The following is a 22,180-nucleotide window of genomic DNA, read 5'->3' on the forward strand; positions in this document are numbered from 1 at the left end:
CGCCGCAGCCGGGCACACCTGCGAGGCCGACGGCGGCCCGGCCGGCCGCCCGTCGATCGGCCTCGTGCTGTCCGGCGGCGGCGCGCGCGGCTACGCACACCTCGGGGTCCTGAAGGTGCTGGAGGACAACCGCATCCCGATCGACTGCGTCGCCGGCACCAGCATGGGCGCCGTGGTCGGCGGCCTGTACGCGAGCGGCATGGCCGCCGGCGAGATGCAGAAGCGGCTGTCGGAGGTCAACCTCGCGGACATCGCGTTCGACGTGACGGAGCGCGCGGACCTGCCGCAAACCAGCCGGGAAGATGAACGCCTGTACATCAACGGGCTGACGCTCGGCTTCGGCAAGAACGGCGTGAAGGCGCCGGTCGGCCTCGTGCAGGGCAACCGGCTGCAGGCGCTGCTCGCGAACTGGACGGCCGCCGTGCCGACCAACCAGCCGTTCGACCGCCTGCCGATCCCGTACCGCGCGGTCGCGACCGACCTGCAGACGGGCCAGATGGTGGTGCTCGACCACGGTTCGCTGCCGCTCGCGATCCGCGCGAGCATGGCGATGCCGGGCCTGTTCGCGCCGGCCGAGATCAACGGGCGCGCGCTCGTGGACGGCGGGCTCGTCAGCAACCTGCCCGTCGACACCGCGCGGCAGATGGGCGCGAACGTCGTGATCGCGGTCGACATCGGCTCGCAACTGCGCCCGCTCGACGCGCTCGCGTCGCCCGCCGACGTGATGCAGCAGATGGTCGGCATCCTGATCCGCCAGAACGTGACCGCGCAGCGCAAGCAGCTCGACGCGCAGGACGTGCTGCTCACGCCGGACCTCGGCGCGCTCGCGTTCACCGATTTCCAGAACGCGAAGCAGGCGATCGCCGCAGGCGCTGCCGCCGCGACCGCGGCGCTGCCGAAGCTGAAGCGCTTCGCGCTCACGCCGGAACAGTACGCGGCCTACCGGTCCGCGCACGCGCAGCCGCTGCCGCCGCCGATCCGGATCACGCGCATCGACATCAAGACCACCGGCGGCGTGCCGAAGCGGGTCGTCAGCAACGCGCTGCACGTGAAACCCGGCGACATCTACGATCCGGACACCGTCAGCCAGGACCTGCTCGGGCTCACGACGGGCGGCAACTTCGAGAGCGTCACGCAGCAGATCGTGAGCCACGGCGACGAAAACGTGCTGGAAATCAACGCGCGCGAGAAATATTGGGGGCCGAATTTCCTGCTGTTCGGGCTCGGCATGTCGAGCAGCTCGACCGACGAGGGCGGCTTCCGCCTGCACGTCGGCTATCGGCGGCCATGGCTCACCGAATCGGGGCTCGAGTTCCGCGCGGACACGACGATCGGCAGCGACCTGCAATCCGCGCGCATCGAGTTCCGCCAGCCGCTGTCGATGGCCTACGGCGTCTATCTGTCGCCCTACGCGGAATACCAGCGCCGCTACGCGAACCTGTACGACGACAGCGGCAACGTGAAGATCACGCAGTACCTGATGCAGACCGCGCGCGCCGGGCTCGATCTCGGCCTGCCGATCGGGCGGCTCGGCGATTTCCGGATCGGTATCGGTTATGTGACCGGGCACGGCTCGCCGACCTACAACCTGCCGCTCGACGACGGCAGCGGCCAGCAGCTGCTGTGGCCCAGCTTCACGTCGCAGGCGCTGACCGCACGCGCGCGGCTCGTCATCGACCAGCTCGACGATCCGCTGTTCCCGCGCAAGGGCTATTTCACCGAGCTGCGTGTCGAACGCTCGCTGGTGTCGCGCAACGGGGGCTCGGCGTCGGACTTCGACGACAGCATCAACACCGCGCCCTACACCGAGATCTACGGCAAGGCGATGGTCGCGCAGCAGTTCGGCCGGCACAGCGTCAGCGCGACGATCGAGGGCGGCAAGAGCATCGGCGGCACCAACCTGATCAACGCGTTCAACTTCACGCTCGGCGGCTTCCAGCATCTGTCCGCGTATGCAGCCGACCAGTTGAACGGCAACGAGCTCGCGTATGCGCAGGTGACCTACATGAACCAGCTGATGACGTTCAACGCGTCGCCGATCAAGGCGCTGTCGGTGGGCGCCAGCGCGGAAGTCGGCAACGTCTGGTCGAGCGGCCAGCAGATCGGCGGCGGCGCGCTCAAGCAGAGCTATACGTTCTTCACGAGCCTGTCGACCGCGTTCGGGCCCGTCTACATCGGCGTGGCGCTCGCGCCCGGCGGCCGTCGCAACTTCTACCTGCAGCTCGGCCGCACGTACTGAGCGTGCGCGGATGCCGCTTCGGCGGCGTCCGCGACTCCGCCACTCCGCCACTCCGCCCGCCCGGATCAGAACTCCGCGGCCATCGCGACCGCCCGGGCTTGTGCCCGTTCGATGCTGTCGCTGGCCCGCGCACTCCACGTGTGTTCGACGGTCAGGCTCCTGACGTCGCTCACACCGATGAACCGCAACCAGAATTCGAGGTAGTCGGCCTGATGCCGGAACCCGGGATTGTCGGCGCCCGCGCCGGTTTCCCGGCTTTGTCCGCGCACATGGATGACCAGCGCGCGCGGGATCTCCAGCAGCGGCGCGTAGGCATTGCCGTCGAACGTAAACAGCATGTTCCGCTGGCTGACGAGATCGATCAGTTGCTTGAGCTTGTACGGATAGCCGAAATTCCACATCGGCACGCCCACGACGATCCGGTCCGCTTCCTGAAAGCGCTTCACGAGCGACTGGATGCGCCGCCAGATCGACTGCTCCGCCTCATCCATCGGCGCGTTGGCGACGCCCTTGTACTTGGCGCCGATCGCGTCGCGGTCAAAGTCCGGCAAGTCTTCTTCCCAGACATTCAGCGTATCGACGTCGATCGCAGCGCCCGTCTGCCGGTACGCATCGACAAAGGCATTGGCAACCGCGATCGAAGCCGACCTGGCGCCGCGGGGAGAAGACACGATATTCAAAAGCCGCATGATGTGTGACCCGGACAGGAATGCATGAACAAGGGGGCGGCCATCGTGGCGGCCCCGGCTTCACTGCTGCGTCGCAGGCCGCCCGCCTCCGCTGTCACGGATCGGCCCGCCCATATAGTTGCAATTGCAATCGTAATGCAAAGCGCGCACGCGCGGCAAACGAATCGTCACGCGATTGCGGTGCGGGGCGGTGTCGAGACGGGAAAGGTGCGGCGGGAAAGGCCGGCGACGCGCTCGAATCCGGCGCGCGCGGCTGTCGTGTGTTGTTGCTGTCGAGGTGCGTGCGGCGTATCGCTAGACCGGCCAGCTGATCTCGAAGCGCGCGCCGCCGAGTTCGACCGGATCGACGACCGCGATCCGGCCGTTGTGCGCATGGAGCACCTGCCGCGTGATCGACAGGCCGAGGCCGTAGCCGCCGGTGCGGCGGTCGAGGCGCACGAAGGCGTCGAAGATCCGCTCGCGCTCGCTCTCCGGCACGCCGGGGCCGTCGTCCTCGACGAAGATCCCGATGTTGCCGTGCACGAGCGAGATCCCGACGACGATCTGCGATTTCGCGTACTTGCTCGCGTTGCGCAACAGGTTGCGCATCGCATACGACATCAGCCGCCGGTCCATCTTCACGCGCAGGTCCGACGCGATCGCGATGCGCGACTCGATCGCGCGCTCCGGATACAGCAGTTGCGCATCGTTGACCTGATGCTCGAACCACGCGACGGGCGCCGTCATCTCGAGGTTCGACTGCAGCGAACTGTATTCGAGCCGCGCATACGTGAGGCTCATGTCGATCAGTTCCTCGAGCTCGGTCACGTCCTGCGCGATGCTCTCGAGCGCGCCCTGGTATTCGGCCGCGGAACTCGGTTCGCGCAGCATTTCGAGCGCGAAACGCACGCGTGCGAGCGGCGTGCGCAGCTCGTGCGAGATGCCGTTCGTCAGATCGCGCTGTGCGGCGATCAGCCGTTCCATGCGCATCGCGAGCGCATTCAGCGTCCGCGCGAGCGGGCCGATGATCACGCTGTGCGATTCGCGCGCGCGCGTGTTGAAGCGCCCGCCCGTGAAATCGATCGCGCGCTCGCGCACCATCACGAGATCCGACCACACCGGCCGCATCCACCGGTACGCGGCGAGCGCGGGTGCGGCAAACACGAATACGAGCACGATCCAGACGTCGCCGGGAAGCGAGTCGAACGCATGCCACACGACCTGCGGCGACAATTCGACGCACAGCGCGAGCGCCGGCACGAGCGCGGTCAGCAGCACGAGGCCCAGCAGATGCAGGTAGGTACGCACGTAAAGGCGCGACCAGCTCGGAATGCGGTCGGCGCGCGTATCGGTCCACGCGCGGCGGAAATGCAGCCAGCGCCACTTGACGTAGCGCAGGGTCGGCAGCGGCGGTGCATCGGGGTGCGAACGGGTTCGTCGGATCATCTCGGCTCCCGGCCGGCGGGTGGAAGGCCCGCGCGGAACGTGACGGCGTCGCACGAACGCCGCGTCATTCCCACGCGTGCTTGCTGAATTGATAACCCTTGCAGCGGATCGTCTTGATCCGCTGCGGGTTGCTCGCGTCGTCGCGCAGCTTGCGGCGCAGCTTCGAGATGCGCCCGTCGATCGTGCGGTCGAGGCCGTCGAATTCGACGCCGCGCAACTGCAGCATCAGGTCGTCGCGGCTGACGACTTCGCCCGCATGGCACACGAGCGCCCACAACAGGTCGAATTCGGCCGACGTCAGGTCGGGCGTGCTGCCGTCGGGCAGCACGACGGAGCGGTCGGTGCGATCGATCGAGAACTTGCCGAACGCGTAGCGCTCGGGCTGCGGCGCGGTGCTCTCGGCCACGCGCGCGGGCGCGCGGCGCAGTTGGGCCTTGATCCGCGCGAGCAGGATGCGCGGCTCGACCGGCTTGTGCACGTAGTCGTCCGCGCCGAACTCGAGGCCGAGCAGTTCGTCGAACGGCTCGTCGCGGGCCGTCACCATGATGATCACGCCGTCGTACTGCTTGCGCGCCTCGCGGCAGATTTCGAAGCCGTCCTTGCCCGGCAGGTTCACGTCGAGAATGACGAGGTCGGGGCGAATGGACAGGATCGCCGGCACCGCGGCGTCACCATGCAGCACAGTGTCGACTTCATAGTCGTTCTTGCGCAGGTAGCCGGCGATCAGCGTGGACAGGCGGGTGTCGTCTTCGACGAGCAGGATGCGAAAAGACATGGGCAACGGTCGGGTCATCGGGGAAGCCGCGGCGGCGCCGGCCGGTGCCGGACGCCGGCCATTGGCCGAAACGTACCGCATGATACTGCGCCCGCCGATTGCCTGTTTAGAGGTCTTGAAAATAAGGGCGCGATATCGTCCGCGCTTGACGAATCGGCGCCGGGACGGTTCCATACGGGCTCGCCTGAATCCGGGCCATGCGCTGCCCCCCTGACTTGATGAATTACCAGACGATCCTCGAACGCATCCACACCGAACTCGCCCCCTGGATCGGCCAGGGGCGGGTTGCCGATTACATCCCCGAGCTCGCGAAAGTGCCCGCCGACAAGTTCGGGATGGCCGTCGTGACGCTCGACGGAAACGTTTGCACGGTCGGCGATGCATACGAGCGCTTCTCGATCCAGAGCATCTCGAAGCTGTTCGCGTGCACGCTCGCGTTCCAGTTGCTGGGCGACGAACTGTGGGAACGGGTCGGCCGCGAGCCGTCCGGCAACGCGTTCAACTCGCTGGTCCAGCTCGAGAGCGAGCGCGGCAAGCCGCGCAACCCGTTCATCAACGCCGGTGCGCTGGTCGTCACCGACGTACTGTGCCGCCGTTTCGTGAAAGCCGAGACGGCGCTCGTCGAATTCGTGCGCCGGCTGATCGGCGCGAACGACATCGACTACGATTCGCGCGTCGCGCAGTCGGAGCTGCAGCACGCGGAGCGCAACCGCGCGATGGCGCACTTCATGGCGAGCTTCGGGAACATGCAGATGCCGCCCGACACGGTGATCGATGCGTATTGCCGCCAGTGCGCGATCACGATGAACTGCGTCGAGCTCGCGCGCGCCGCGCTGTTCCTCGCGAACGGCGGCGTCGCGCCGGTGACCGGCGAGCGGATCGTCGATTCGAGTTCCGCGAAGCGGCTGTCGGCGCTGATGCTGACCTGCGGTACTTACGATGCGGCGGGCGATTTCGTGTACCGCGTCGGGCTGCCCGCGAAAAGCGGTGTCGGCGGCGGGATCGTCGCGGTGCTGCCGGGCGAGATGGCCGTGTGCGTGTGGGCGCCGGGGCTCGATGCGAACGGGAACTCGCTGGCAGGCCAGCTGGCGCTGGAGTGGTTGACGACTTATTCGGGAAGGTCGATTTTTTGATGCGGCGGGGTTAAGCGCGCCTTATCTGGCGGAACGGCGGTAGGTGAATATTGGCGCGCTCAATGGGGAACTCGCCGTTCGGCAGCAATCGACCCCACCGGGACATGCGCCGGCTCACTCAACGAGATCACGAAAAATGAAAATACTCCTCGTCGCTTCATTGGGAATGTCATTGCTGGCTCAAACGTCACCAGCCTTCGCGGATAGTGATAACGGAAAAAGGATCTTCCTGGCGAGATGTGCGATGTGCCACGGAGCGGATGCCAGAGGAACCGGACCATTGGCCAACAAAAGCAACCCGCCCACGCCCGATCTTACGACGCCCGCCTTCAAAAAACGACTCAACGATTATCCAGGCGTTATCGTCTCGTCAGTCATACTTCGCCCGAACGGAGACCTGATTCCGAAAACGTTGCGAGAGAATGGTGTAAAACTGCCGCCTCACCCCTGGACGGTCAAAGATTTTCGCGACTTGAATCAATATATGAGCGGATTGATTTTAAGAAATTGAATATTTCGACGTGCGTTTATATTTCCGGAGTACCGGGACGCTGGCGGTGGAGGGGTTGACGACTTACTCGGGAAGGTCGATTTTTTGAGGCGATGGTATCGGGTACGACTGATTCGGCCTCAAAAGTGGCGCCATTGGCATACCAAGAAGGCCGTGGATAAGCAGACCACGCCTGGCGAACGGCCCGGATTACAGTGCTTCCAATAGCAGCCCCGACGCACAAGCCATGCTCGCTGCGCGTCTGCCCGACACCAGGATCCGGGCAGTACCGACAGCACTTCAACATGGATCGCGGCAGAAACTGATCAACCGGAGACTCGATCATGGCGTTGTACGGAATATCGGAGCTGGCGATCCTGCTTTTTTTGACGCTTGCCGTCACCATACCGCTCACGCTGATCGTCGCGGCCTTCGGATTGATCGGTCGCGTTCGCGCGCACAAAGCCTGGAAGCGCGGCGTCGTCTTTCTCTGCGCCCTGGTGTTCGTGCAGGTTGTCGCGCTGTTCAACAATCGTGCAATTGCCGACAGCTATGACCATGCAAAAACCGCCTGGTACACCCATCACCTCACACGGGCAAAGGTATTCGACGGGATGACGTTCCCGCCGGGCTCGACGGTTGTCCTGGCCGAGTATGCGCCACACTCGGTCAATCGCGGCACCGTCCCGCCGAACACACCGCTTCTCGGGCTGACCGTGAGCGGAGACTTCATGGTGTCTCGTATCGACAACAAGACGAGCTACCTTGCCTGGGGAACGCTTGCGAAGCCGGCATCGTTCGACGGAATCGAGTGCGCGCCCGGCCCATTTACGCACGGCCGGGAGCACTCAGCCTTCGACTTTGAAAAGATTGTGGACAACGTGGACTGCACGCTTGCCTCCGGGTTTCGAAACCGCGAGATCGATCTCCCCGCCGGAACCCGCGTCAAGGCATTCGCAATCGACGGCATCGTCGGCCAGTCGATTTCGGGGAAGCTGCCTCATTCGTGGAAAATCTTCGGCATTGAATGTGACGCAGGGCCATTTGAATTCGACACATTCGAACGATTCACCTGCATCCTGGCCGTCGACCAACGTGTGGGTCACCACGAACTACGCCGCGGGACAGAGATCATGGTATCGAGGGAGCAGGACGGCAGTCTCAAGCTCTTTGGAAATTATTGACGAGGCGGCGAGCAGTACCCGCACGCGGTTCATCTTGCCCGCGTACCGGCACGCGGGTGCTGGAATGGTTGACGCCCGATTCGAGGCGGCCGTTCTGTTGATCGTGCCGGTGCCGCACACGATTGACCCGTGGCAACGGCGGCGGCCGGTTGATATCGGCACGAGCTGCGACGCTGAATGAACGAATTGCCCTGCAATGTCCGTCGCTTATGGCCCATTGCGCCCACGGTTACTCACGATGCATTCGAATCTGCTCAAGCTGCCGCCCGGTGTCCACGCCGGCGTGCAGATCCGGCCGCGCTGGCCCTCCCGACACGTCCACGTGGACGCGGATGTCCTGGGCAAGCTGCAGGCGATTCAGGCCGCATTGCCCGCGGGCATCTGCCTGATCCTGACACGAGGCTACGAGCCGCGGGCGTCCGGGCTCGGCTTTGCCCGCCGTCAGTTTCGCGCACTGGGAATCGGCGCGTTCCGCCTGCTCTATCCCGCCCGCCGCGACGAGCTGGCCGATATCTTCGGCAGCAACGGGCACGATGTCGACGGAACGCACATCGACGTTTCATTCAGCGTGAACGGTCGGCGCGTACGGATGTTGCCGCTGGGTGTATTCACGCCGCCCTTCTGGCAGCAGCGCCGTGTACGTCGATGCGCGTCGGCCCTCGCGCAGATCCAGGGCGAGCTGATGCGGCACGGGTTTCAGATTCACCGCAACGCAACAGAAAGCCTGCAGATTCATTGCGATCTGGCGCGTTAGGGGATCCGCGCCATCAGGCCCGGCACGCGCTCAACAAAACATGCGCCGCTCGACAGCAAACGCCCCTCGCGCTCACTCGGCTTGCGCGAAATTCAGCTCGACGCCGTTGCCGGCCGGATCGCGGAAGAAAAACTGCACCTGGCCGGTGAGCGGAACGTGCGCACGCGTGAATGCCACGTTGGCGTCGGTCAGATGACGCGCCATTTCGTCGGGGTCTGCGCAGGAAAACGCGACGTGATCGAACGTATTCGCAACGTTAGACGGGCGCGACTCGCCCGGCCGCGCCTCCGAAAGATGCAGCACGGCCTGCGTGCCCGCATACAACCAGTACCCGAAGCTCTTGAACGGTGGACGAAACCCTTCGTGCAAGCCGACGATGTCGACGTAGAAATCGCGCAGCGAATCGAGTGTCGGCCGATCCGCGCGCAGATTGTAGTGACTGAATCCGGTAACTGGCATGACGTGTAGCTCGTGTTGGCGCAACGTGACTTGAAATGGCATCGCGCCGGGTATTGCCGCTTCAAGCACGATCCGCGCGAGAGCGGCAAGCCGGCAGCGACGGGCAGCTGCGGCCGACTATCGACATCGGCATCGCACTCCCCCGAACGACCGTGGGTCGATCAAGCGCACGCCAGTATATTGCGCGCCGCGCGACGCGGCAAAACGCCCCTACGAAAATCGCATCGGCGGCCGACCCGATTTTCCGGTACAAATCGGGAACGCTGAAATTCCCCGCGGGCTATCGGAGACCCTCGTTCATGACTCGGCAACACGCACCGAATATCGCAACGGCAACCCGCACGACTCCCGGCGACAGCCCACACGCGCCGATTCCCGCCATCGTGCCGTCGAGCACCGCGCTGCTCGTCATGCATTACCAGACCGACATCCTCGGCCTCTTTCCGTCCGTCGCGCCCGAGCTGCTCGCCAATACGCGCCGGCTCTGCGATGCAGCGCGGGCCGGCGGCATCGGCGTCTGGTTCGCGAACCTCCGGTTCAGCCCCGGCTATCCGGAAGTCAGCCCGCGCAACAAGAATGGCCAGGGCATCAAGCAGCTCGGCCTTTTCATCAACGACGGCCCGTGCCCGGAACTCGGCAAGCGGCCCGACGAGCCGCTGATCGTCGCGCATCGCGCCAGCGTGTTCTTCGGCACCGATCTGCAGGCGCGGCTGGTTGAGCAAGGTGTCGATTCGCTGATCATGGTCGGCATCGCGTCGACGGGCGTGATGCTGTCGTCGATCGCCCACGCGAGCGATGCGGACTTCCGCCTGTATACGGTCAAGGACTGCTGCTACGACCCGGACCCGGTAGTCCATGAGCACCTGTTCTCCACCGCCTTCGAATCGCGCACGACGGTGCTGTCGCTCGCGGACGCGTTACGGCTGCTCGTCGTCTGAAGAATCCGGTGTATATTGCCGACCGATACGCCTGCATGCGCGCCATCCCGCCGACGGCGCGCCCGACCTCATCGAATGTCCACGCCATCCGCCCTGCCGACGCCTGCCGAACTGAACCGCACGCTGCCGTTCGCAGCCGGTGCGCGGCCGTGGCGGCTCGTCCGCTATGCGTGCGTCGACTGGCTCGGCATTCTGCTGTGCTGGGCCGCGATCCACTTCATCCCGAATCCGTTGGTCTATGCGGCGGCCGTGCTGCTGATCGCGGGCCGGTTGCAGGCATTCGGCGTGATCCTGCACGATGCCTGCCATCTCCCGATGCGGCGCATGACGCTGCCGCTCGCGCTCGTCGAAGCGCTCGCCGGCTGGACGATCGGTTCGTCGATCGCCGCGATGCGCTATCACCACCTGCGCCATCACCGCGCGGTCGGCACCGCCGAGGATCCGTACCTGCACCGGCTGGCCGCGCGTGGCGGCTGGGTGCAGCGCGTGATGATGCTGCGCGGCGCGCTGCTGCCGGTCTGGTGGCCGCTGCGCGCGCTGATGGCGCCGCTCGCACTCGCGTGGCCCGCGTTCCGGCCGTGGTATGCGCGCGGCTTCATGCAGGACCGCTCGCGCCAGGACCTGCGCCGTCACCCTGAAGTCATCGCATGCGCGCGTGCCGACCTGCCGCATTGCGCGGGCTATCTGCTCGCGATCGCGGCCGTCGTGCACTGGGATCTGCCGTTCTTCACGTACTACGGACTGCCGTGGATCGTCGGCGGCATCATGAACGCGAACCGCGTGCTGCTCGAACACCAGCACGTCGAGATCGACGAACGCGCGCCGGAATCCATCTGGCACATGACACGCACGATGACGTTCGGCTGGATCGGCAAGCTCGTGCTGTATCCGCGCAATATCGGCTATCACCAGGTGCATCACGCGTATCCGGCGCTCGCGCTCGAGCATTTGCCGGCCGTGCACCGCTACCTCACGGACGGCACCGCATTCGCGCCGCCCGCCCCCGGCCAGGCCGGCTCCACGCGCTAGACGTCCTGCGCCGCGCGGCGCCTACAGCTCGAACCGCATCACCTTCTCGCCGCATTGCGCGGCCGGCAGCGGCTCGCCGCGCTTCACCGCATCGAGCAGCCGGTCGATCGCGACGTGCACGATGTCGGCACGCACGTTGTGCGGGCGGAAGCCCGGCGCGTTGTCGAGGCCCTGCCGGTGCGCGCGCATGATCCGCACGTCCTGCTGGATCACGAGGTGCGTGTACAGGTTCAACAGCGGCCGCAGCGCGCGCAGCATCCAGCGCGGCAGCCGGAAGCGATACGCGATGTACGTATAAACGCGCGAGCGGCGCGCATCGATCGGCGTGATCTGGCTGACGATCAGGAAACCCGAACGTTCGCCCCACAGGTAGTCGCAGCGCGTCACGTTCGGCGCGATGAAGCGGTCGACGTGCGCGAGCGGCACCCGATCGGGGTTCGTGAGCCAGTCGAGACAGAAGCCGATCTTGTCGTCGCCGTCGTGATACGTGACGGCGACGCTGTCCGGCGTTGTCGCGACCGTCGCTTCCATCGCCTGGCCGCGGCTGCTGCGGAAGATCCCGTCGTGCACGAATACCGTATGCGGCACGTCCATGAAGTTCTGCGCGAGCATCGCGATGTCGCCGTCGAACGTGTTGACCATGTAGTACGACTGCCACGGCGTGACGTCGCAAAACGGCATCCGGAAGATCGCGCGCGCCGACGGATCGCCAGCGCCGAGATACACCCACACGAGCCCGTCGAGCAGCTGCACGGGCAGCGTGCGCTGCCGGAACGGATAGCGGCCGGGCGTGCCGGTCGGCTGCGTGCCGTCGATGCTCGGCACATGGACGACCTGCCCTTCGCCGTCGTAGCGCCAGCCGTGATACGGGCACACGAGCGTGTCGCGGTCGACCTTGCCGGCCGACAGGCGCGTGCCGCGATGCACGCACTGGTCGATCAGCGCGGCGATCCGGCCGTCGCGCTGCCTGAACAGCACGATGCCGGTATCGAGGATCCTCACGCCGAGCGGCTTGTCACGCGGGAGTTCGCGTTCGGTGCACGCGACGAACCATTGCTCGTGCAGACCGTCGGCCGGCTGCGCATGCTGGTGCCCGCCCGCCGCGTCGCGCGACGGGCAGTCGTGCCCGCATCCACGTGGTTCGATCATGTCGTTCATCGCGTCATTCATTCGTCATCGCCAGCAGCGCATCGGCCATCGGCAACCGCGTCACGAGTACGCACGGCTTCACGTCGCCCGCGCGGATGCCGGCCCGTTCGGCCGCCTGCTGCTGCAGGTCGCCGAGCCGCGCCGGCGATCGGCCCAGCCGGCGCACCCGCAGTGGGCCGAGCTGGCCGAGGCGGCGTGCATGCGCGTAGTGGAACGTCTGCATCAGTTCGGCTTCGACGGCTGCACACATTGCATCGGCTGCATCGGTGCCGATGTCGCCGGCAACGCACAGCACGTAATGCGGCCGCCCTTCTTTCGCAACGCACGGCACGATGCACGCGCCGACTTCGCCGTACTGCCCGCGCGCACGATTCAGCGCTTCGGCCGCAATCTGTTCGTCGAGCTTCTCGCCGACGAGATCGACGCTCGCCGCCGCGCGCCCGACGAACGCAATACGCGGCGTGCGTGCGGTCATGCCGACCACGCGCACGCGATCGCCAAGCGCATAGCGATACAGCCCGCCGCCCGTGGTCAGCAGCACCTGCGCGTCGTCGCCGGGCCGCAGCCCATCGACATCGCACACGCTGCCGTCGTCACGCACGAATTCGAGGTAGTGGCTGCCGATCGCGAGCGGGCAGCCGTCGCCCGTGCCGAACGGAATGCTCGCGACGCCTTCCGTCGCGAACAACCCCTTCGGCAGCCATTGCACATGCGGAAACCGCGCGCGCAACGCGTCGGCGTAATGCTTGCTCGGGCCGTCCAGCCAGCAGCTCACGGCGGCCAGGCGCGGCCACAGCACACGGCAATCGCCATCCGCGATCGCGCGGCGCAGCGCCGTGCGGCGGTCGGCCGGCAGCGACGCGTCGACCCATGCGAGATCGCGCGCGGCGTCGGCATGGTCGCCATCGAACAGCGGGCGCAGCACGCTCGTCAGGAACGTCGGGCTCCATACGCTGATGAACGCGAGCGCTTCGTCCGCGACGAGCGCGCGCAGCGTCTCGCGCCGCCACGTCGACGCGTCGCCGGTCAGCGGCGGCACGAGCAGCGTCGACGCGAGCGCGGCCGCGTGGCTGTCGCCGAGGTAGTCGAGATCGCTCGCCGAGCCGACCGGAATCCCGTTGGGCGCGACACCGGGCGCTTGCAACGGCGGCGACATCGACCAGTACGCGCGCCCTTCGCCGAGCGCCGGACAAGCGCGATACATGTCGGCCAGCCATACGATCATCGCAGCCTGCAGTTCGCGCAGGAACGTGGGCGTATAAGGAATCAGCTTCTGGCGCGCGGTACTGCCGCTCGTGCGTTCGAGGAACACCGGGCGCTCGGCGGTCAGCACCGGGTCCGGCTCCTGCGACACGCGCTCGAGCCACGGCAGGAAATCGGCGGCCGCATGCACGGGCACGCGTTCACGGAACTGCGCGGGGCTGTCGATCCGGTCGAAGCCGAAGCGGCGCCCGAATGCGGTATCGCGATTCGCGGCGAGCAGCGCCATCAGCCGCCGCGCCTGCATGTCGCCCGGTGCTTCGAGGCCGGCCTGCCAGCGATCGACGTCCGGCTGCGCGGCGCGCGCGAACGTGCGCCAAGCGTCGGCCGGGCTGAGGGCGGAAACGTCCATCAGAAATAGGTCTTGTCGAGTTGCGCGAGATCGTCGGGCAGCCGGCGCGGCGGCGCGAAGATCGTGAGCCAGCCGTACCACAGCGGCCGCGTCTCGCGCAGGTCCGACACCGCGTGCATATCCTGCCAGCGCAATGCGGGGCGGCGATGATGCGTGAGGTTGTAGTTGAAGTTCAGCAGCAGCCAGCGCACCGGCGTCGGCGCGCGCATGTTGTACGTGCCTTCGACGACGTCGAGCGGCGTGCGCATGTGGTACACCCATTGCAGCGACGACCACGAGAATGCGAACGCGACATACGCGACCAGCACCGCCGGCACCGACCAGTCGAGCAGCCAGCCGGCCAGCAGCCAGGCGCCGACCGCGGCGAGCGTTTCGTACCGGATGCGGCGGAAATCGGCCGTCGTGAATTCCTTGAAAGCAGCCGCGTAGGTGTTGTCGTCGCCGCGCGCGGCGAGCCGCTGCATCGTGCGGCCGGGCACTATTGCGAGCACGAAGCTGCCGACGAAACTGCCGAGCCAGATGCCGCCGAGGATCGCCGCGTAGTATTCGATGCGCTTGCGCAGCAGCGATTCGTCCGCGGTCGCGAAATCCGCGCGCTCGGCGCGCGTGCGGTTGCGCACGTGATGGCCGAGGTGGTTCACGTGGATGAGCGTCGCGGCCGCGCCGAACATCGTGGACGCCCACCACATCATCATATAATTCGCGATCGGCCGGCGATGCCCGAACCCGTGGAAGGTTTCGTGCATCATCGAAAACACGCCCTGCATCACGAGGCAGAACGGCACGAGCACGAGCCACTTGATCGCACCGGCATCGGTATGCGAGAGCCACGTGAGCGTGCCGGCCCACACCACGCTCTGCAGCGCGAGCACGAGCAGGTTCGCCCGATCGTAACGTCGGGTCTGCGCGGCAGCGGCTTGCGCGCTCGGTCGGTTCATGGCTCGGAATGGCGGTTGTTTGCACGGGAGGATACAACAGATGCGTCAGCCGCCGGAAACGGCCCGCGCCCCGTCCCTGGCGGGGCGGAACTAGCATGCGGCCGTTTCGCCGCCCGAGCGCCGACAGCACCGCGTCGCGCATGCCGGCCCGCGACGTGCGCTTCGCGATCGACGGCCGCATTCCGCGCTTCTGGTATCGCGGCACGTGCCATGTCACGCGCTTCTTCGACGCGTTTTCCGTGATGTTCCCGCTCGGCGAGCGCTTCTTCATCGAAAGCGTGCGGCCGTTTCGCGACCAGGTGGGCGGCGATGCGGCGCTCGCGGCCGACGTCGATGCGTTCGTGCGGCAGGAAGCGTCGCATATCCGCGTGCACCGGCGCTACAACGCGCGCCTCGCATCGCAGCGCGTGCCGGTCGACGCGCTCGAAGCGCTGCTCGAAAAACGCCAGCGCAATGCCGCGCGGCAGGTATCGCCCGTCACGCGGCTCGCGCTGACCGCCTGCCTCGAGCACTACACGACGATCCTCGCGCACCGGCTGCTGAGCGACCCGGCGATCCTCGACGGCGCCGACCCGACGATGGCGGCCGTGTGGCGCTGGCATGCGATCGAGGAGACCGAGCACAAGACCGTCGCGTTCGACGTGTTTGCAGCGGCCATGCCGAACGCAGTACGACGCTACGTCGTGCGCTGTGCGGCCATGCTCGGGATCTCCGTCTACTTCGTGATCGACCTGATCTATTTCGTGCACCGCCTCGTCGCCGTCGACGGGCAGACCTGGAACCTGCGCGGCTGGCTGCAACTGCTGCGCTGGCTGTTCGTCGCGCCGGGCATCTTCACGCGCGTGATGCCGATGTGGCTGTTCTGGTTCTCGCCGCGCTTCCATCCGGCTCGCCTCGACAGCGACGCGGCGCTGCGCGCGGCACGCGCCGCGCTCGAACCGTACCTGGCTACCGCCGAACGCGAACCGGAATCGCACGCATGACGCGCGCGCCCTGGACGCCCGACGGGTTCGACGACTGGCGCCGCTACTATCCGGCGACGCCGTTCGCGCGGGCCTCAGCCGATCTCGACCGGACCGACGCGTTCATCGACGGCTGGACGCGGCGCACCGCCCGCCTGCCGCTGACCACGACGGTCGTGCTCGTCGCCGGACTGTATTCGGAATGGCTGCCCGGCTGCAATCGCGGTGCGCGGCAAACGCTCGGCGCGGCCGGCTATCGCGTGCTGACGGTGCCCGTGCGTTCCGCGCGCGGCGTGTTCGATCAGGGCGCGCATATCGGGGCCTACCTGCGCACGCATCTGCCGGCCGACGGGGAATTCGTCGCGCTCGCGCACAGCAAGGGCGGCATCGACACGCTCGCCGCGCTGGTCGGCGATCCGGCGCTCGCAGCGCGTTGCTCGGGCCTCGCGCTCATGCAGCCGCCGTGCGGCCCGTCCGCGATCGTCGATACGATCTTCCGCCACGGCATGCCGCCGCATGTGGCCGCGCCGTGGCCCGACCGCATCGCACGCCGCATGCTGCGCACGCGCTGGGCCGACGCCGGCACGCGCGACATCAGCAGCCGGCGCGATCCGCGCGTCAGCGACATGCTTGCCGCGCTGCCGCGCGACCTGCATCTCGTGCATGGCGTGAGCTGGTCCGTCGAGGCATCCACGCGCTTCGACTCGCATCACGGGCGGCTGAACGGACATCGTCCCGGCTGCGCGCACGACGGGCAGTTCTATCTCGAACACCAGGTGATGGCCGGCATCCCGCAGGTCTGCCTGCCGCGGCTCGACCACGGCCAGCCCGTGCTCGGCGGGCTCGGCTTCGACGCCGGCCGCTTCTGGCTCGCGCTCGCCGACCTGCTGCACGTCACGCGCGCTCAGACCAGGTAGATCTCGAAACCCGGCACGCGGCCGGCCAGCAGGCCGTCGATCGGTGCAGCCGGTTCGCCGGTCGACAGCGTATAGAGATCCATCGGCGTCCGCGCCGCGTAGTAGCGCGCGAGTGCCGGCCCGAGCAGATCGCCGTCGTACAGGCACAGCTGCATCAGTGCATGGCGATTACGCACGCGCAGCCACGCGGCATCGAGCAGCGCCGCGAACACGGACGGATCGCGGTCGCGTACCTGCAGGTGCGTCAGGTAGACATCGCGCAACGGCTCGCCGGGCGCCGCGATACGCGGGCGGCGCAATACGGGCGCGAGCGCATTGAATCCGACACGGATCGCCTCGAGCGGCAACGGCAGCCGTTCGAGCACGATCCGTTTGATCTCGCCGGCATCCCACGGCGCGACGCAGCCGAGCAGGTTGTCGTGCGCATCGAGCGCCAGCAGGAACGCGCCGATGCCGAACGACGGCCACGTGTCGAGCCGGCGCGCAAATTCTTCCTCGGAAAACACCCCGCCGAACGGCTGGCGGCGCGATTCGGCATCGAGAAACGCGCGCAGCGCGTCCGCGTGATGCGGCTGCGCGTCGACGATCCGCACGCCGGGCACGCTGCGCGGTGCCGACGACAGCCCGCGCTGCGCGTAGATCGACACGTTCTCGTAGCCGTGCCAATGCGAGAAGCGCAGCCGGTGCTCGCGCCGCGAACGCGCCAGCGACTGCACCGCGAGCCGGTTGTCGCGGATCATGCAGCAATACGCATGCTGCACGCCGGCTTCGGCACGCAGCGTCGCGAAGCGTGCGCGCACCGAGTCGGTCCACTCGCGCGACAGACGCCGGTCAGGCATCAACCGGAGATCGCCGAGATAGGCGACCGGCTGCGCGCGTTCGCCGAGATAGCCGTCGCGCACGACGAGGCTCGCGAGCCCTTTCAGCGACGCGCGCTCATCCTCCGCGAGCCAGACCTCATGATGCGGCGCGTGACAGCGATGCAGCGCGAAGTAGTCGGGCGCACGGTCGAAGCGCAGCGGCAGGTTGCCCTGCATCGCATGACGGGACTGGAAATCGAGGATGCGCGCGTTGTCGGCCGGTTGCGCGAGACGGATCCGCATGGGCGCCGCTCACGCGCCGTCGAACAGCCGGCGCGCGAGCGGCCGCAGGTTCGACGTCGACAGTTCGCACAGGCACACGAGTTCGTCGCCCTGTGCGTAGCCGGGGTTGCGCGCGAGGAAGTAGTCGACATCGGCCAGCCGCCGGTGCGCGGCCGGCACCTCCGCGAGCGCGGGCGTGAGCCGGCCCTGCGGCGTGTCGAACGACAGCAGGCCGGTGGCGGAATCGTACGCGTGCCCGTAGCGGCTCGCGGCCAGGTAATCCATCAGGTCCTGCGTGGCCGGTGCGGTCAGGTTGTCGGCGCGCGGCGCGTAGTCGCGCGCGAACGCGCGCAGATAGCGATAGGTGCGATGCCCCTTGCAGATCAGGAACCAGTACAGCGGCACGGCGGGCGCCTGCCGCCACACGTCGCCCGCGTGGCGGATCCACGCGAACGCGAGATGCTGCGTGCCCCAATGCGCGGGATCGATGATCGTATCGCCGGAAAAGATCACGCGGATCGACGCGTCGCGCCAGCGCGTCTCGTACTGCTTGAGCGTCGAGAAGCCCTGGATCGCGCCACCGCTGTCGCGCAGCACGATGCAGTGCGTCTTGTCGCCGAGGTCGCGGTCGAACTGCGCACGAACCGTATCGCAATAGGACGCCGCATACAACGAGAACATCCGGTCGATGTCGTCCGGGCCCAGGGCCGCACGTTCGACGGCGGTGGCACGCAACTCCATCGGCTACTCCTGCAAGGCTGAACAGCTTGCTATGATAGCCCGTTACCCGCCCGCTCCCGCCATGTCCAACGCCGTTTCCCGCCAGGATGCGAACGACACGCCGATCGCCCGGCCATGGCTGCTGCTCGTCGCCTATCTCGTCGTGACGGGCGCGCTCTACGCCTTCGTCACGCACGTGCCGCTCGGGCCGGTCACGGTCATTCCGGCGGGCGCGCTCGATCGCGCGATTCCGCTGCTGCCCGGCACCGTGCCGCTCTACCTCAGCTACCTGTTCGCGATGCCCGCGCTCGTCTGGCTCGGGTGCGGCCGCGCATGGCTGCTGCCGGCATTCTTCGCCGGCGCGCTCGCGGCCGGCATTTGCCTCGTGTGCCATCTGCTGCATCCGACCGCCGTCGCCTGGCCGCCCGCTCGTGACAGCTGGATCGCGTGGCTGCAGCGGATCGATTCACCGCTTGCCGCATCGCCGAGCGGCCACGTCGCGCTGCCGGTTGCGATCGCCATCGTGCTGCTGGCATTGCGACGGCGATCGGCCGTGCTGTTCGCCGCGTGGAGCGCGCTGCTGATGGTGACGGTCCTGACCACCGGCCAGCATCGCGCCGCCGATGTCGCATGGGGCAACGCGATCGGCGTCGCGGCCGGCACGCTGACGCTCGCATTGCTGCGCGCCAGGGTCGACCTGCGCACGGTCGCGGCCGCACTGCTCGAATGGGCGTGCATCATCGTTGCGATCCGGGTGGCCGTCGCGCTCGGCGCGTGGTACCTGTATGCGCTTGCCGTGCTCGTCGTCGCAACGCGGCAGCATGCGCTGTTCATCCTGTATCACGACGCGGCCCACTATCACCTCACGCGCCGCCGCGGTTTCAACGACTTCCTGATCAACGTCGCGATCGGCGTGCCGGGGCTGGTACCCGTCGAGTTCTACCGGCCGCTGCATCTCGCGCATCACCGGCATCTCGGTACCGCGCAGGACCCGGAGCGCCAGTTTCTCTATCACGACCAGCCGTGGCGGTTCCGGCCGCTCGACGCGTGGCCGCTCGCACGGCAGTTCCTCGGCGATCTGTTCGTGCTGAACATGGTGCGCAACATGGCGGCGTTCCGGCGCGCGGGCGGGCAGAATACGCGGCTCGGCCCGCCGTTCCAGGCGGCCGCGGCAGTGTGGGCGGTCATCGTCGCGCTGCTCGTATGGGCCTGTTCCGCGCGGACGATCCTGCTGGTCGCGGCGCTGTGGTTCATGCCGCTGCTCACGCTGTCCGTGCTGCTGCAGAAGATCCGCAGCATGGCCGAGCATAGCGGCGGCCCGCACGCGACACCGGGCTGGGCCGACTGGACGTATTCATGGCGCACGGGCTGGATCGGCCGCGTGTTCGTGTGGCCGTATCACATCAACCTTCATCTGCAGCATCACCGGAATCCGGCGGTGCCGTGGCATGCGCTGCCCGATGCGGTCGACGAACGCGAGCCGCAGCTCGACGCACCGGAACTGGCCCGGCTGCTGTGGTCGGGCATCCCGCCGAAGCCGTAACGGGCGACGGCGTGCGCGATGCCGCGCGCGCCGCCTCTTCCTGCCTCGTTACTTCGCGATATACACGCCCGACGTCGGGCACGTGCCCTGCGTATTGCCGTCCGTCACGAGCGATGCCGCGCTCGGGAACTGCGTGGTCGCGTTGGTCTTCACCGCAATCCATGCCTCGGTGAAGTAGCTGACGCCGTTCGTCTTCGTGCACTTCAGCGACACCGCGCTGCGCGTATTGCTGCCGAATGCGCCTTCGAACGCCGACAGCAGCTGGTTACGCGTGACCGTCTTGCCCGCGTTCGCCTGCAGGAACGCGTTGAACGACGTATTGCCGAGCCGGCTGATCATGCCGGACGCCTGGTTCCAGTACGCATCGGGCGATGCCGAGTTCGAACAGGTGCCGTGCTTGAACCACTCGTGCTTGTCGAGGCAGGACGCGACGCCCGGCATGTACGTCGACAGCGTGTTGCGGGTCGCGCTGCTGAGCGGGTACGCATCCATGCTGCACCACTGGTGCGCGTTGTCGAGGTCGATGTCGTTCTGCGGCACGCCGCAGTAGAACGGCTGGTTGCCGTCGTAGTTGTTCGGCCACAGGCCATGCAGCGACAGGCTCGTCGCCGCATAGGTGCCGGCGAGGTTCGTGCATTCGGGCGTGTCGTGGGATGCGCAGAAGCCGGGCTCCCACGACGCGGCGAGCAACAGGTAGTCGTAGCTGGTCTGCGCGGTGGCGTGCAGTGAAGCGGAAGCGACGGCGAGTGCGGCAACGGCGCGGGCGAGCGTCTTGAGCATGGCGTTTCCTCGGAAAAGGCTTGCGGTCGCGGGATGCGCCGCAAGATTGTCGAATGTCTGCCTGCGATTGTTGCCGACGCAACGTGGCACGAATGTGAAGGTGGACGAAAGAATTCGCGATGCGGCGCCGATGTATGGCATGCACCGGGACGATCGACACCGGCCGGATCGCCGCGTGCCGCCGAGCCTGTTACGACCGGTACCGGTACCGGCGGTTGCCTTCCACGGCACGCGGCGCCCGCGTACGCTGTCGCCACCTTCATCCTGCACGGAACCTCTCCATGGTGACGGCGACCCGGCTGGGCAAGCCATACTGCGTCGAGATCGGGAACGGGCGGGGCGTCGTGCGCTCGGACACGCACAAGGCGGGCAAAGGCGGCGACGCGGGCATGCGGCCGCACGAGCTGCTCGAAAGCGCCCTCGCGGCGTGTGTCTGCATGTCGATCGATATGGCCGCGGAACGCGCGGGCATGACGCTGCCCTCCTGCACGGTGGACGTGGCTATCGACCGCCTAGATCGCGAAACGGGCTTCGACATCGCGCTACGCTTCGCGGCACCGCTGTCGCACGCGCAGCAAGCACTGGTGCACGACGCGACGCAGGCCTCGCCGGTCGCACGCACGCTGGGCAAACCGGTACGGATCAGGCCGGCCACGATCGTGAGCGACTGACCGTCCCGCATCGCCGCAGGCGCCGCGCTATCGACACCGGCACGCATACGTGCACGGCGCGCGTTCCGTCACGACCCGGTGCCCAGCTGCGTGCACGCGCGTGTGATCGATTCGGGGCCTTCGAGCGCGAGGATCTGCCACACGCCGATGCTGACGCGCTGGCGCGCCGCCGTCGACGCATCGGCCAGCAACGCCTCGACGCGCGGTGCGGCGTCGGGCGCCTGCTGCTTCAGCGCCGCGTGATGCCGCGCGCGCGACGCCGGTTCGGATTCGTACACGTCGCACAGGCGCACCATGCCGGCGAGACCGGCGAGGTCGTCGTCCTTGTCGATCGCGCCCGGCTCGACGGGCGCAAGCCCCTTGCGCTCCGCCGCCGGCAGCTTGTTGCGCGCGCCTTCGTCGATCGACGTAGCGGATGCCGGCGGCAGGCCGCCGATCGCCGCGACGATCCGGCTGCCCGCGGCGATCATGTCGCCCTGGCACTCGATCTTCTCGGCGGCCGCGACGTTCGAGCAGAACGACACCGACGTGCGGTACACGTCGTTGCTCATGCGCGGCACTTCGTCCGCGCTCGCCTGCGCGAAGCCGGCGCTCGTCAGCGCCAGGGCAGCGGGAATCAGGATGCGGAATGCTCTCGTCTTGTTCATTGTTGTATGCGTATGGGGGTTCTCGTGGCGGGCAACCTCGCGCG

Annotated in this window: 22 protein-coding genes; 11 read left to right on the forward strand and 11 right to left on the reverse strand. The window is 67.3% G+C overall.

Features of this window, described 5'->3' with window-relative positions:
• The coding region (locus BDI24065_RS37095) for a patatin-like phospholipase family protein (protein ID WP_175035354.1) at window positions 1-2,239 on the forward strand (2,239 nt) is incomplete at its 5' end.
• A gap of 65 nt (window positions 2,240-2,304) precedes the next feature.
• Here the strand turns inward: BDI24065_RS37095 and BDI24065_RS37100 are convergent.
• The 3 genes from BDI24065_RS37100 to BDI24065_RS37110 form a co-directional block, all read right to left on the reverse strand.
• Window positions 2,305-2,928, reverse strand: coding sequence for an FMN-dependent NADH-azoreductase (locus BDI24065_RS37100; protein WP_175035355.1), 624 nt, complete (start codon window positions 2,926-2,928; stop codon window positions 2,305-2,307).
• A gap of 294 nt (window positions 2,929-3,222) precedes the next feature.
• Window positions 3,223-4,353 (reverse strand): ATP-binding protein, encoded by a 1,131-nt coding sequence (locus BDI24065_RS37105; RefSeq protein ID WP_175035356.1) that lies wholly within the window; start codon window positions 4,351-4,353, stop codon window positions 3,223-3,225.
• Window positions 4,354-4,417: 64 nt separating this feature from the next.
• Window positions 4,418-5,128: a response regulator gene (locus BDI24065_RS37110; protein ID WP_175035357.1), complete on the reverse strand. Its 711-nt coding sequence runs from the start codon at window positions 5,126-5,128 to the stop codon at window positions 4,418-4,420.
• Between the two features lie 218 nt (window positions 5,129-5,346).
• Here BDI24065_RS37110 and BDI24065_RS37115 point away from each other — a divergent pair, with 218 nt between their 5' ends.
• The 4 genes from BDI24065_RS37115 (at window position 5,347) to BDI24065_RS37130 (ending at window position 8,689) form a co-directional block, all read left to right on the forward strand.
• The gene (locus BDI24065_RS37115) at window positions 5,347-6,261 is read left to right on the forward strand and encodes a glutaminase (protein WP_175035387.1); all 915 of its coding nucleotides are present in this window, start codon (window positions 5,347-5,349) and stop codon (window positions 6,259-6,261) included.
• Window positions 6,262-6,397: 136 nt separating this feature from the next.
• Window positions 6,398-6,772, forward strand: coding sequence for a cytochrome c (locus tag BDI24065_RS37120; RefSeq protein ID WP_175035358.1), 375 nt, complete (start codon window positions 6,398-6,400; stop codon window positions 6,770-6,772).
• A gap of 323 nt (window positions 6,773-7,095) precedes the next feature.
• The gene (locus BDI24065_RS37125) at window positions 7,096-7,935 is read left to right on the forward strand and encodes a hypothetical protein (protein WP_175035359.1); all 840 of its coding nucleotides are present in this window, start codon (window positions 7,096-7,098) and stop codon (window positions 7,933-7,935) included.
• Between the two features lie 238 nt (window positions 7,936-8,173).
• On the forward strand, window positions 8,174-8,689 hold the full coding sequence (locus BDI24065_RS37130; RefSeq protein ID WP_226213780.1) for a hypothetical protein: 516 nt from the start codon (window positions 8,174-8,176) through the stop codon (window positions 8,687-8,689).
• Window positions 8,690-8,761: 72 nt separating this feature from the next.
• On the opposite strand, the gene BDI24065_RS37135 is transcribed toward BDI24065_RS37130, so the two are convergent.
• A complete protein-coding gene (locus BDI24065_RS37135) occupies window positions 8,762-9,148 on the reverse strand; it encodes a VOC family protein (protein ID WP_175035389.1) in 387 nt (128 codons plus the stop codon).
• A gap of 299 nt (window positions 9,149-9,447) precedes the next feature.
• Here BDI24065_RS37135 and BDI24065_RS37140 point away from each other — a divergent pair, with 299 nt between their 5' ends.
• A complete protein-coding gene (locus tag BDI24065_RS37140) occupies window positions 9,448-10,086 on the forward strand; it encodes an isochorismatase family cysteine hydrolase (protein WP_175035360.1) in 639 nt (212 codons plus the stop codon).
• A gap of 75 nt (window positions 10,087-10,161) precedes the next feature.
• Window positions 10,162-11,115, forward strand: coding sequence for a fatty acid desaturase family protein (locus BDI24065_RS37145; RefSeq protein ID WP_175035361.1), 954 nt, complete (start codon window positions 10,162-10,164; stop codon window positions 11,113-11,115).
• 21 nt (window positions 11,116-11,136) lie between these two features.
• Here the strand turns inward: BDI24065_RS37145 and BDI24065_RS37150 are convergent, their stop codons facing one another.
• From BDI24065_RS37150 to BDI24065_RS37160, 3 genes are read right to left on the reverse strand one after another with little or no spacing between them, the layout of a single operon-like run.
• Window positions 11,137-12,264 (reverse strand): aromatic ring-hydroxylating oxygenase subunit alpha, encoded by a 1,128-nt coding sequence (locus tag BDI24065_RS37150; RefSeq protein ID WP_254609937.1) that lies wholly within the window; start codon window positions 12,262-12,264, stop codon window positions 11,137-11,139.
• A gap of 13 nt (window positions 12,265-12,277) precedes the next feature.
• Window positions 12,278-13,876, reverse strand: a complete 1,599-nt coding sequence (locus BDI24065_RS37155) for a GH3 family domain-containing protein (RefSeq protein ID WP_175035362.1) — start codon at window positions 13,874-13,876, stop codon at window positions 12,278-12,280.
• Window positions 13,876-14,814, reverse strand: a complete 939-nt coding sequence (locus tag BDI24065_RS37160; RefSeq protein ID WP_175035363.1) for a fatty acid desaturase — start codon at window positions 14,812-14,814, stop codon at window positions 13,876-13,878. The genes BDI24065_RS37155 and BDI24065_RS37160 overlap by 1 nt, the downstream gene beginning before the upstream one ends.
• Before the next feature lie 95 nt (window positions 14,815-14,909).
• On the opposite strand from BDI24065_RS37160, the gene BDI24065_RS37165 reads away from it, so the two are divergent.
• Together BDI24065_RS37165 and BDI24065_RS37170 are read left to right on the forward strand one after the other, a co-directional pair.
• Window positions 14,910-15,797: a metal-dependent hydrolase gene (locus tag BDI24065_RS37165; protein WP_175035364.1), complete on the forward strand. Its 888-nt coding sequence runs from the start codon at window positions 14,910-14,912 to the stop codon at window positions 15,795-15,797.
• Window positions 15,794-16,693 carry a hypothetical protein gene (locus tag BDI24065_RS37170; protein WP_175035365.1) on the forward strand — a complete coding sequence of 300 codons (900 nt, stop codon included), beginning with the start codon at window positions 15,794-15,796 and terminating at the stop codon, window positions 16,691-16,693. Before BDI24065_RS37165 ends, BDI24065_RS37170 begins: the two co-directional genes overlap by 4 nt.
• Here the strand turns inward: BDI24065_RS37170 and BDI24065_RS37175 are convergent.
• On the reverse strand, window positions 16,681-17,796 hold the full coding sequence (locus BDI24065_RS37175) for a hypothetical protein (protein WP_175035366.1): 1,116 nt from the start codon (window positions 17,794-17,796) through the stop codon (window positions 16,681-16,683). The genes BDI24065_RS37170 and BDI24065_RS37175 overlap by 13 nt on opposite strands.
• Window positions 17,797-17,805: 9 nt before the next feature.
• A complete protein-coding gene (locus BDI24065_RS37180) occupies window positions 17,806-18,516 on the reverse strand; it encodes a hypothetical protein (protein WP_175035367.1) in 711 nt (236 codons plus the stop codon).
• 61 nt (window positions 18,517-18,577) lie between these two features.
• Here BDI24065_RS37180 and BDI24065_RS37185 point away from each other — a divergent pair, with 61 nt between their 5' ends.
• Window positions 18,578-20,038 carry a fatty acid desaturase family protein gene (locus BDI24065_RS37185; RefSeq protein WP_175035368.1) on the forward strand — a complete coding sequence of 487 codons (1,461 nt, stop codon included), beginning with the start codon at window positions 18,578-18,580 and terminating at the stop codon, window positions 20,036-20,038.
• A gap of 48 nt (window positions 20,039-20,086) precedes the next feature.
• Here BDI24065_RS37185 and BDI24065_RS37190 read toward each other — a convergent pair whose 3' ends face one another.
• Window positions 20,087-20,818 (reverse strand): ribonuclease T2, encoded by a 732-nt coding sequence (locus BDI24065_RS37190; RefSeq protein WP_175035369.1) that lies wholly within the window; start codon window positions 20,816-20,818, stop codon window positions 20,087-20,089.
• Between the two features lie 281 nt (window positions 20,819-21,099).
• On the opposite strand from BDI24065_RS37190, the gene BDI24065_RS37195 reads away from it, so the two are divergent.
• The gene (locus BDI24065_RS37195; RefSeq protein WP_175035370.1) at window positions 21,100-21,489 is read left to right on the forward strand and encodes an OsmC family protein; all 390 of its coding nucleotides are present in this window, start codon (window positions 21,100-21,102) and stop codon (window positions 21,487-21,489) included.
• A 68-nt stretch (window positions 21,490-21,557) separates the two neighbouring features.
• Here the strand turns inward: BDI24065_RS37195 and BDI24065_RS37200 are convergent, their stop codons facing one another.
• Window positions 21,558-22,136, reverse strand: coding sequence for a hypothetical protein (locus tag BDI24065_RS37200; protein WP_175035371.1), 579 nt, complete (start codon window positions 22,134-22,136; stop codon window positions 21,558-21,560).
• Between the last annotated feature and the right edge of the window lie 44 nt (window positions 22,137-22,180).

The sequence above is a fragment of the Burkholderia lata genome (genome assembly GCF_902499025.1).
GTDB classification, from domain to species: domain Bacteria; phylum Pseudomonadota; class Gammaproteobacteria; order Burkholderiales; family Burkholderiaceae; genus Burkholderia; species Burkholderia lata_C.

Bases quoted from the DNA above. Each gene is read 5' to 3' on its own strand.
- BDI24065_RS37100 (WP_175035355.1), bottom strand. From the start codon at position 2,928: ATGCGGCTTTTGAATATCGTGTCTTCTCCCCGCGGCGCCAGGTCGGCT.
- BDI24065_RS37105 (WP_175035356.1), bottom strand. From the start codon at position 4,353: ATGATCCGACGAACCCGTTCGCACCCCGATGCACCGCCGCTGCCGACC.
- BDI24065_RS37110 (WP_175035357.1), bottom strand. From the start codon at position 5,128: ATGTCTTTTCGCATCCTGCTCGTCGAAGACGACACCCGCCTGTCCACG.
- BDI24065_RS37115 (WP_175035387.1), top strand. From the start codon at position 5,347: ATGAATTACCAGACGATCCTCGAACGCATCCACACCGAACTCGCCCCC.
- BDI24065_RS37120 (WP_175035358.1), top strand. From the start codon at position 6,398: ATGAAAATACTCCTCGTCGCTTCATTGGGAATGTCATTGCTGGCTCAA.
- BDI24065_RS37125 (WP_175035359.1), top strand. From the start codon at position 7,096: ATGGCGTTGTACGGAATATCGGAGCTGGCGATCCTGCTTTTTTTGACG.
- BDI24065_RS37130 (WP_226213780.1), top strand. From the start codon at position 8,174: ATGCATTCGAATCTGCTCAAGCTGCCGCCCGGTGTCCACGCCGGCGTG.
- BDI24065_RS37135 (WP_175035389.1), bottom strand. From the start codon at position 9,148: ATGCCAGTTACCGGATTCAGTCACTACAATCTGCGCGCGGATCGGCCG.
- BDI24065_RS37140 (WP_175035360.1), top strand. From the start codon at position 9,448: ATGACTCGGCAACACGCACCGAATATCGCAACGGCAACCCGCACGACT.
- BDI24065_RS37145 (WP_175035361.1), top strand. From the start codon at position 10,162: ATGTCCACGCCATCCGCCCTGCCGACGCCTGCCGAACTGAACCGCACG.
- BDI24065_RS37150 (WP_254609937.1), bottom strand. From the start codon at position 12,264: ATGATCGAACCACGTGGATGCGGGCACGACTGCCCGTCGCGCGACGCG.
- BDI24065_RS37155 (WP_175035362.1), bottom strand. From the start codon at position 13,876: ATGGACGTTTCCGCCCTCAGCCCGGCCGACGCTTGGCGCACGTTCGCG.
- BDI24065_RS37160 (WP_175035363.1), bottom strand. From the start codon at position 14,814: ATGAACCGACCGAGCGCGCAAGCCGCTGCCGCGCAGACCCGACGTTAC.
- BDI24065_RS37165 (WP_175035364.1), top strand. From the start codon at position 14,910: ATGCGGCCGTTTCGCCGCCCGAGCGCCGACAGCACCGCGTCGCGCATG.
- BDI24065_RS37170 (WP_175035365.1), top strand. From the start codon at position 15,794: ATGACGCGCGCGCCCTGGACGCCCGACGGGTTCGACGACTGGCGCCGC.
- BDI24065_RS37175 (WP_175035366.1), bottom strand. From the start codon at position 17,796: ATGCGGATCCGTCTCGCGCAACCGGCCGACAACGCGCGCATCCTCGAT.
- BDI24065_RS37180 (WP_175035367.1), bottom strand. From the start codon at position 18,516: ATGGAGTTGCGTGCCACCGCCGTCGAACGTGCGGCCCTGGGCCCGGAC.
- BDI24065_RS37185 (WP_175035368.1), top strand. From the start codon at position 18,578: ATGTCCAACGCCGTTTCCCGCCAGGATGCGAACGACACGCCGATCGCC.
- BDI24065_RS37190 (WP_175035369.1), bottom strand. From the start codon at position 20,818: ATGCTCAAGACGCTCGCCCGCGCCGTTGCCGCACTCGCCGTCGCTTCC.
- BDI24065_RS37195 (WP_175035370.1), top strand. From the start codon at position 21,100: ATGGTGACGGCGACCCGGCTGGGCAAGCCATACTGCGTCGAGATCGGG.
- BDI24065_RS37200 (WP_175035371.1), bottom strand. From the start codon at position 22,136: ATGAACAAGACGAGAGCATTCCGCATCCTGATTCCCGCTGCCCTGGCG.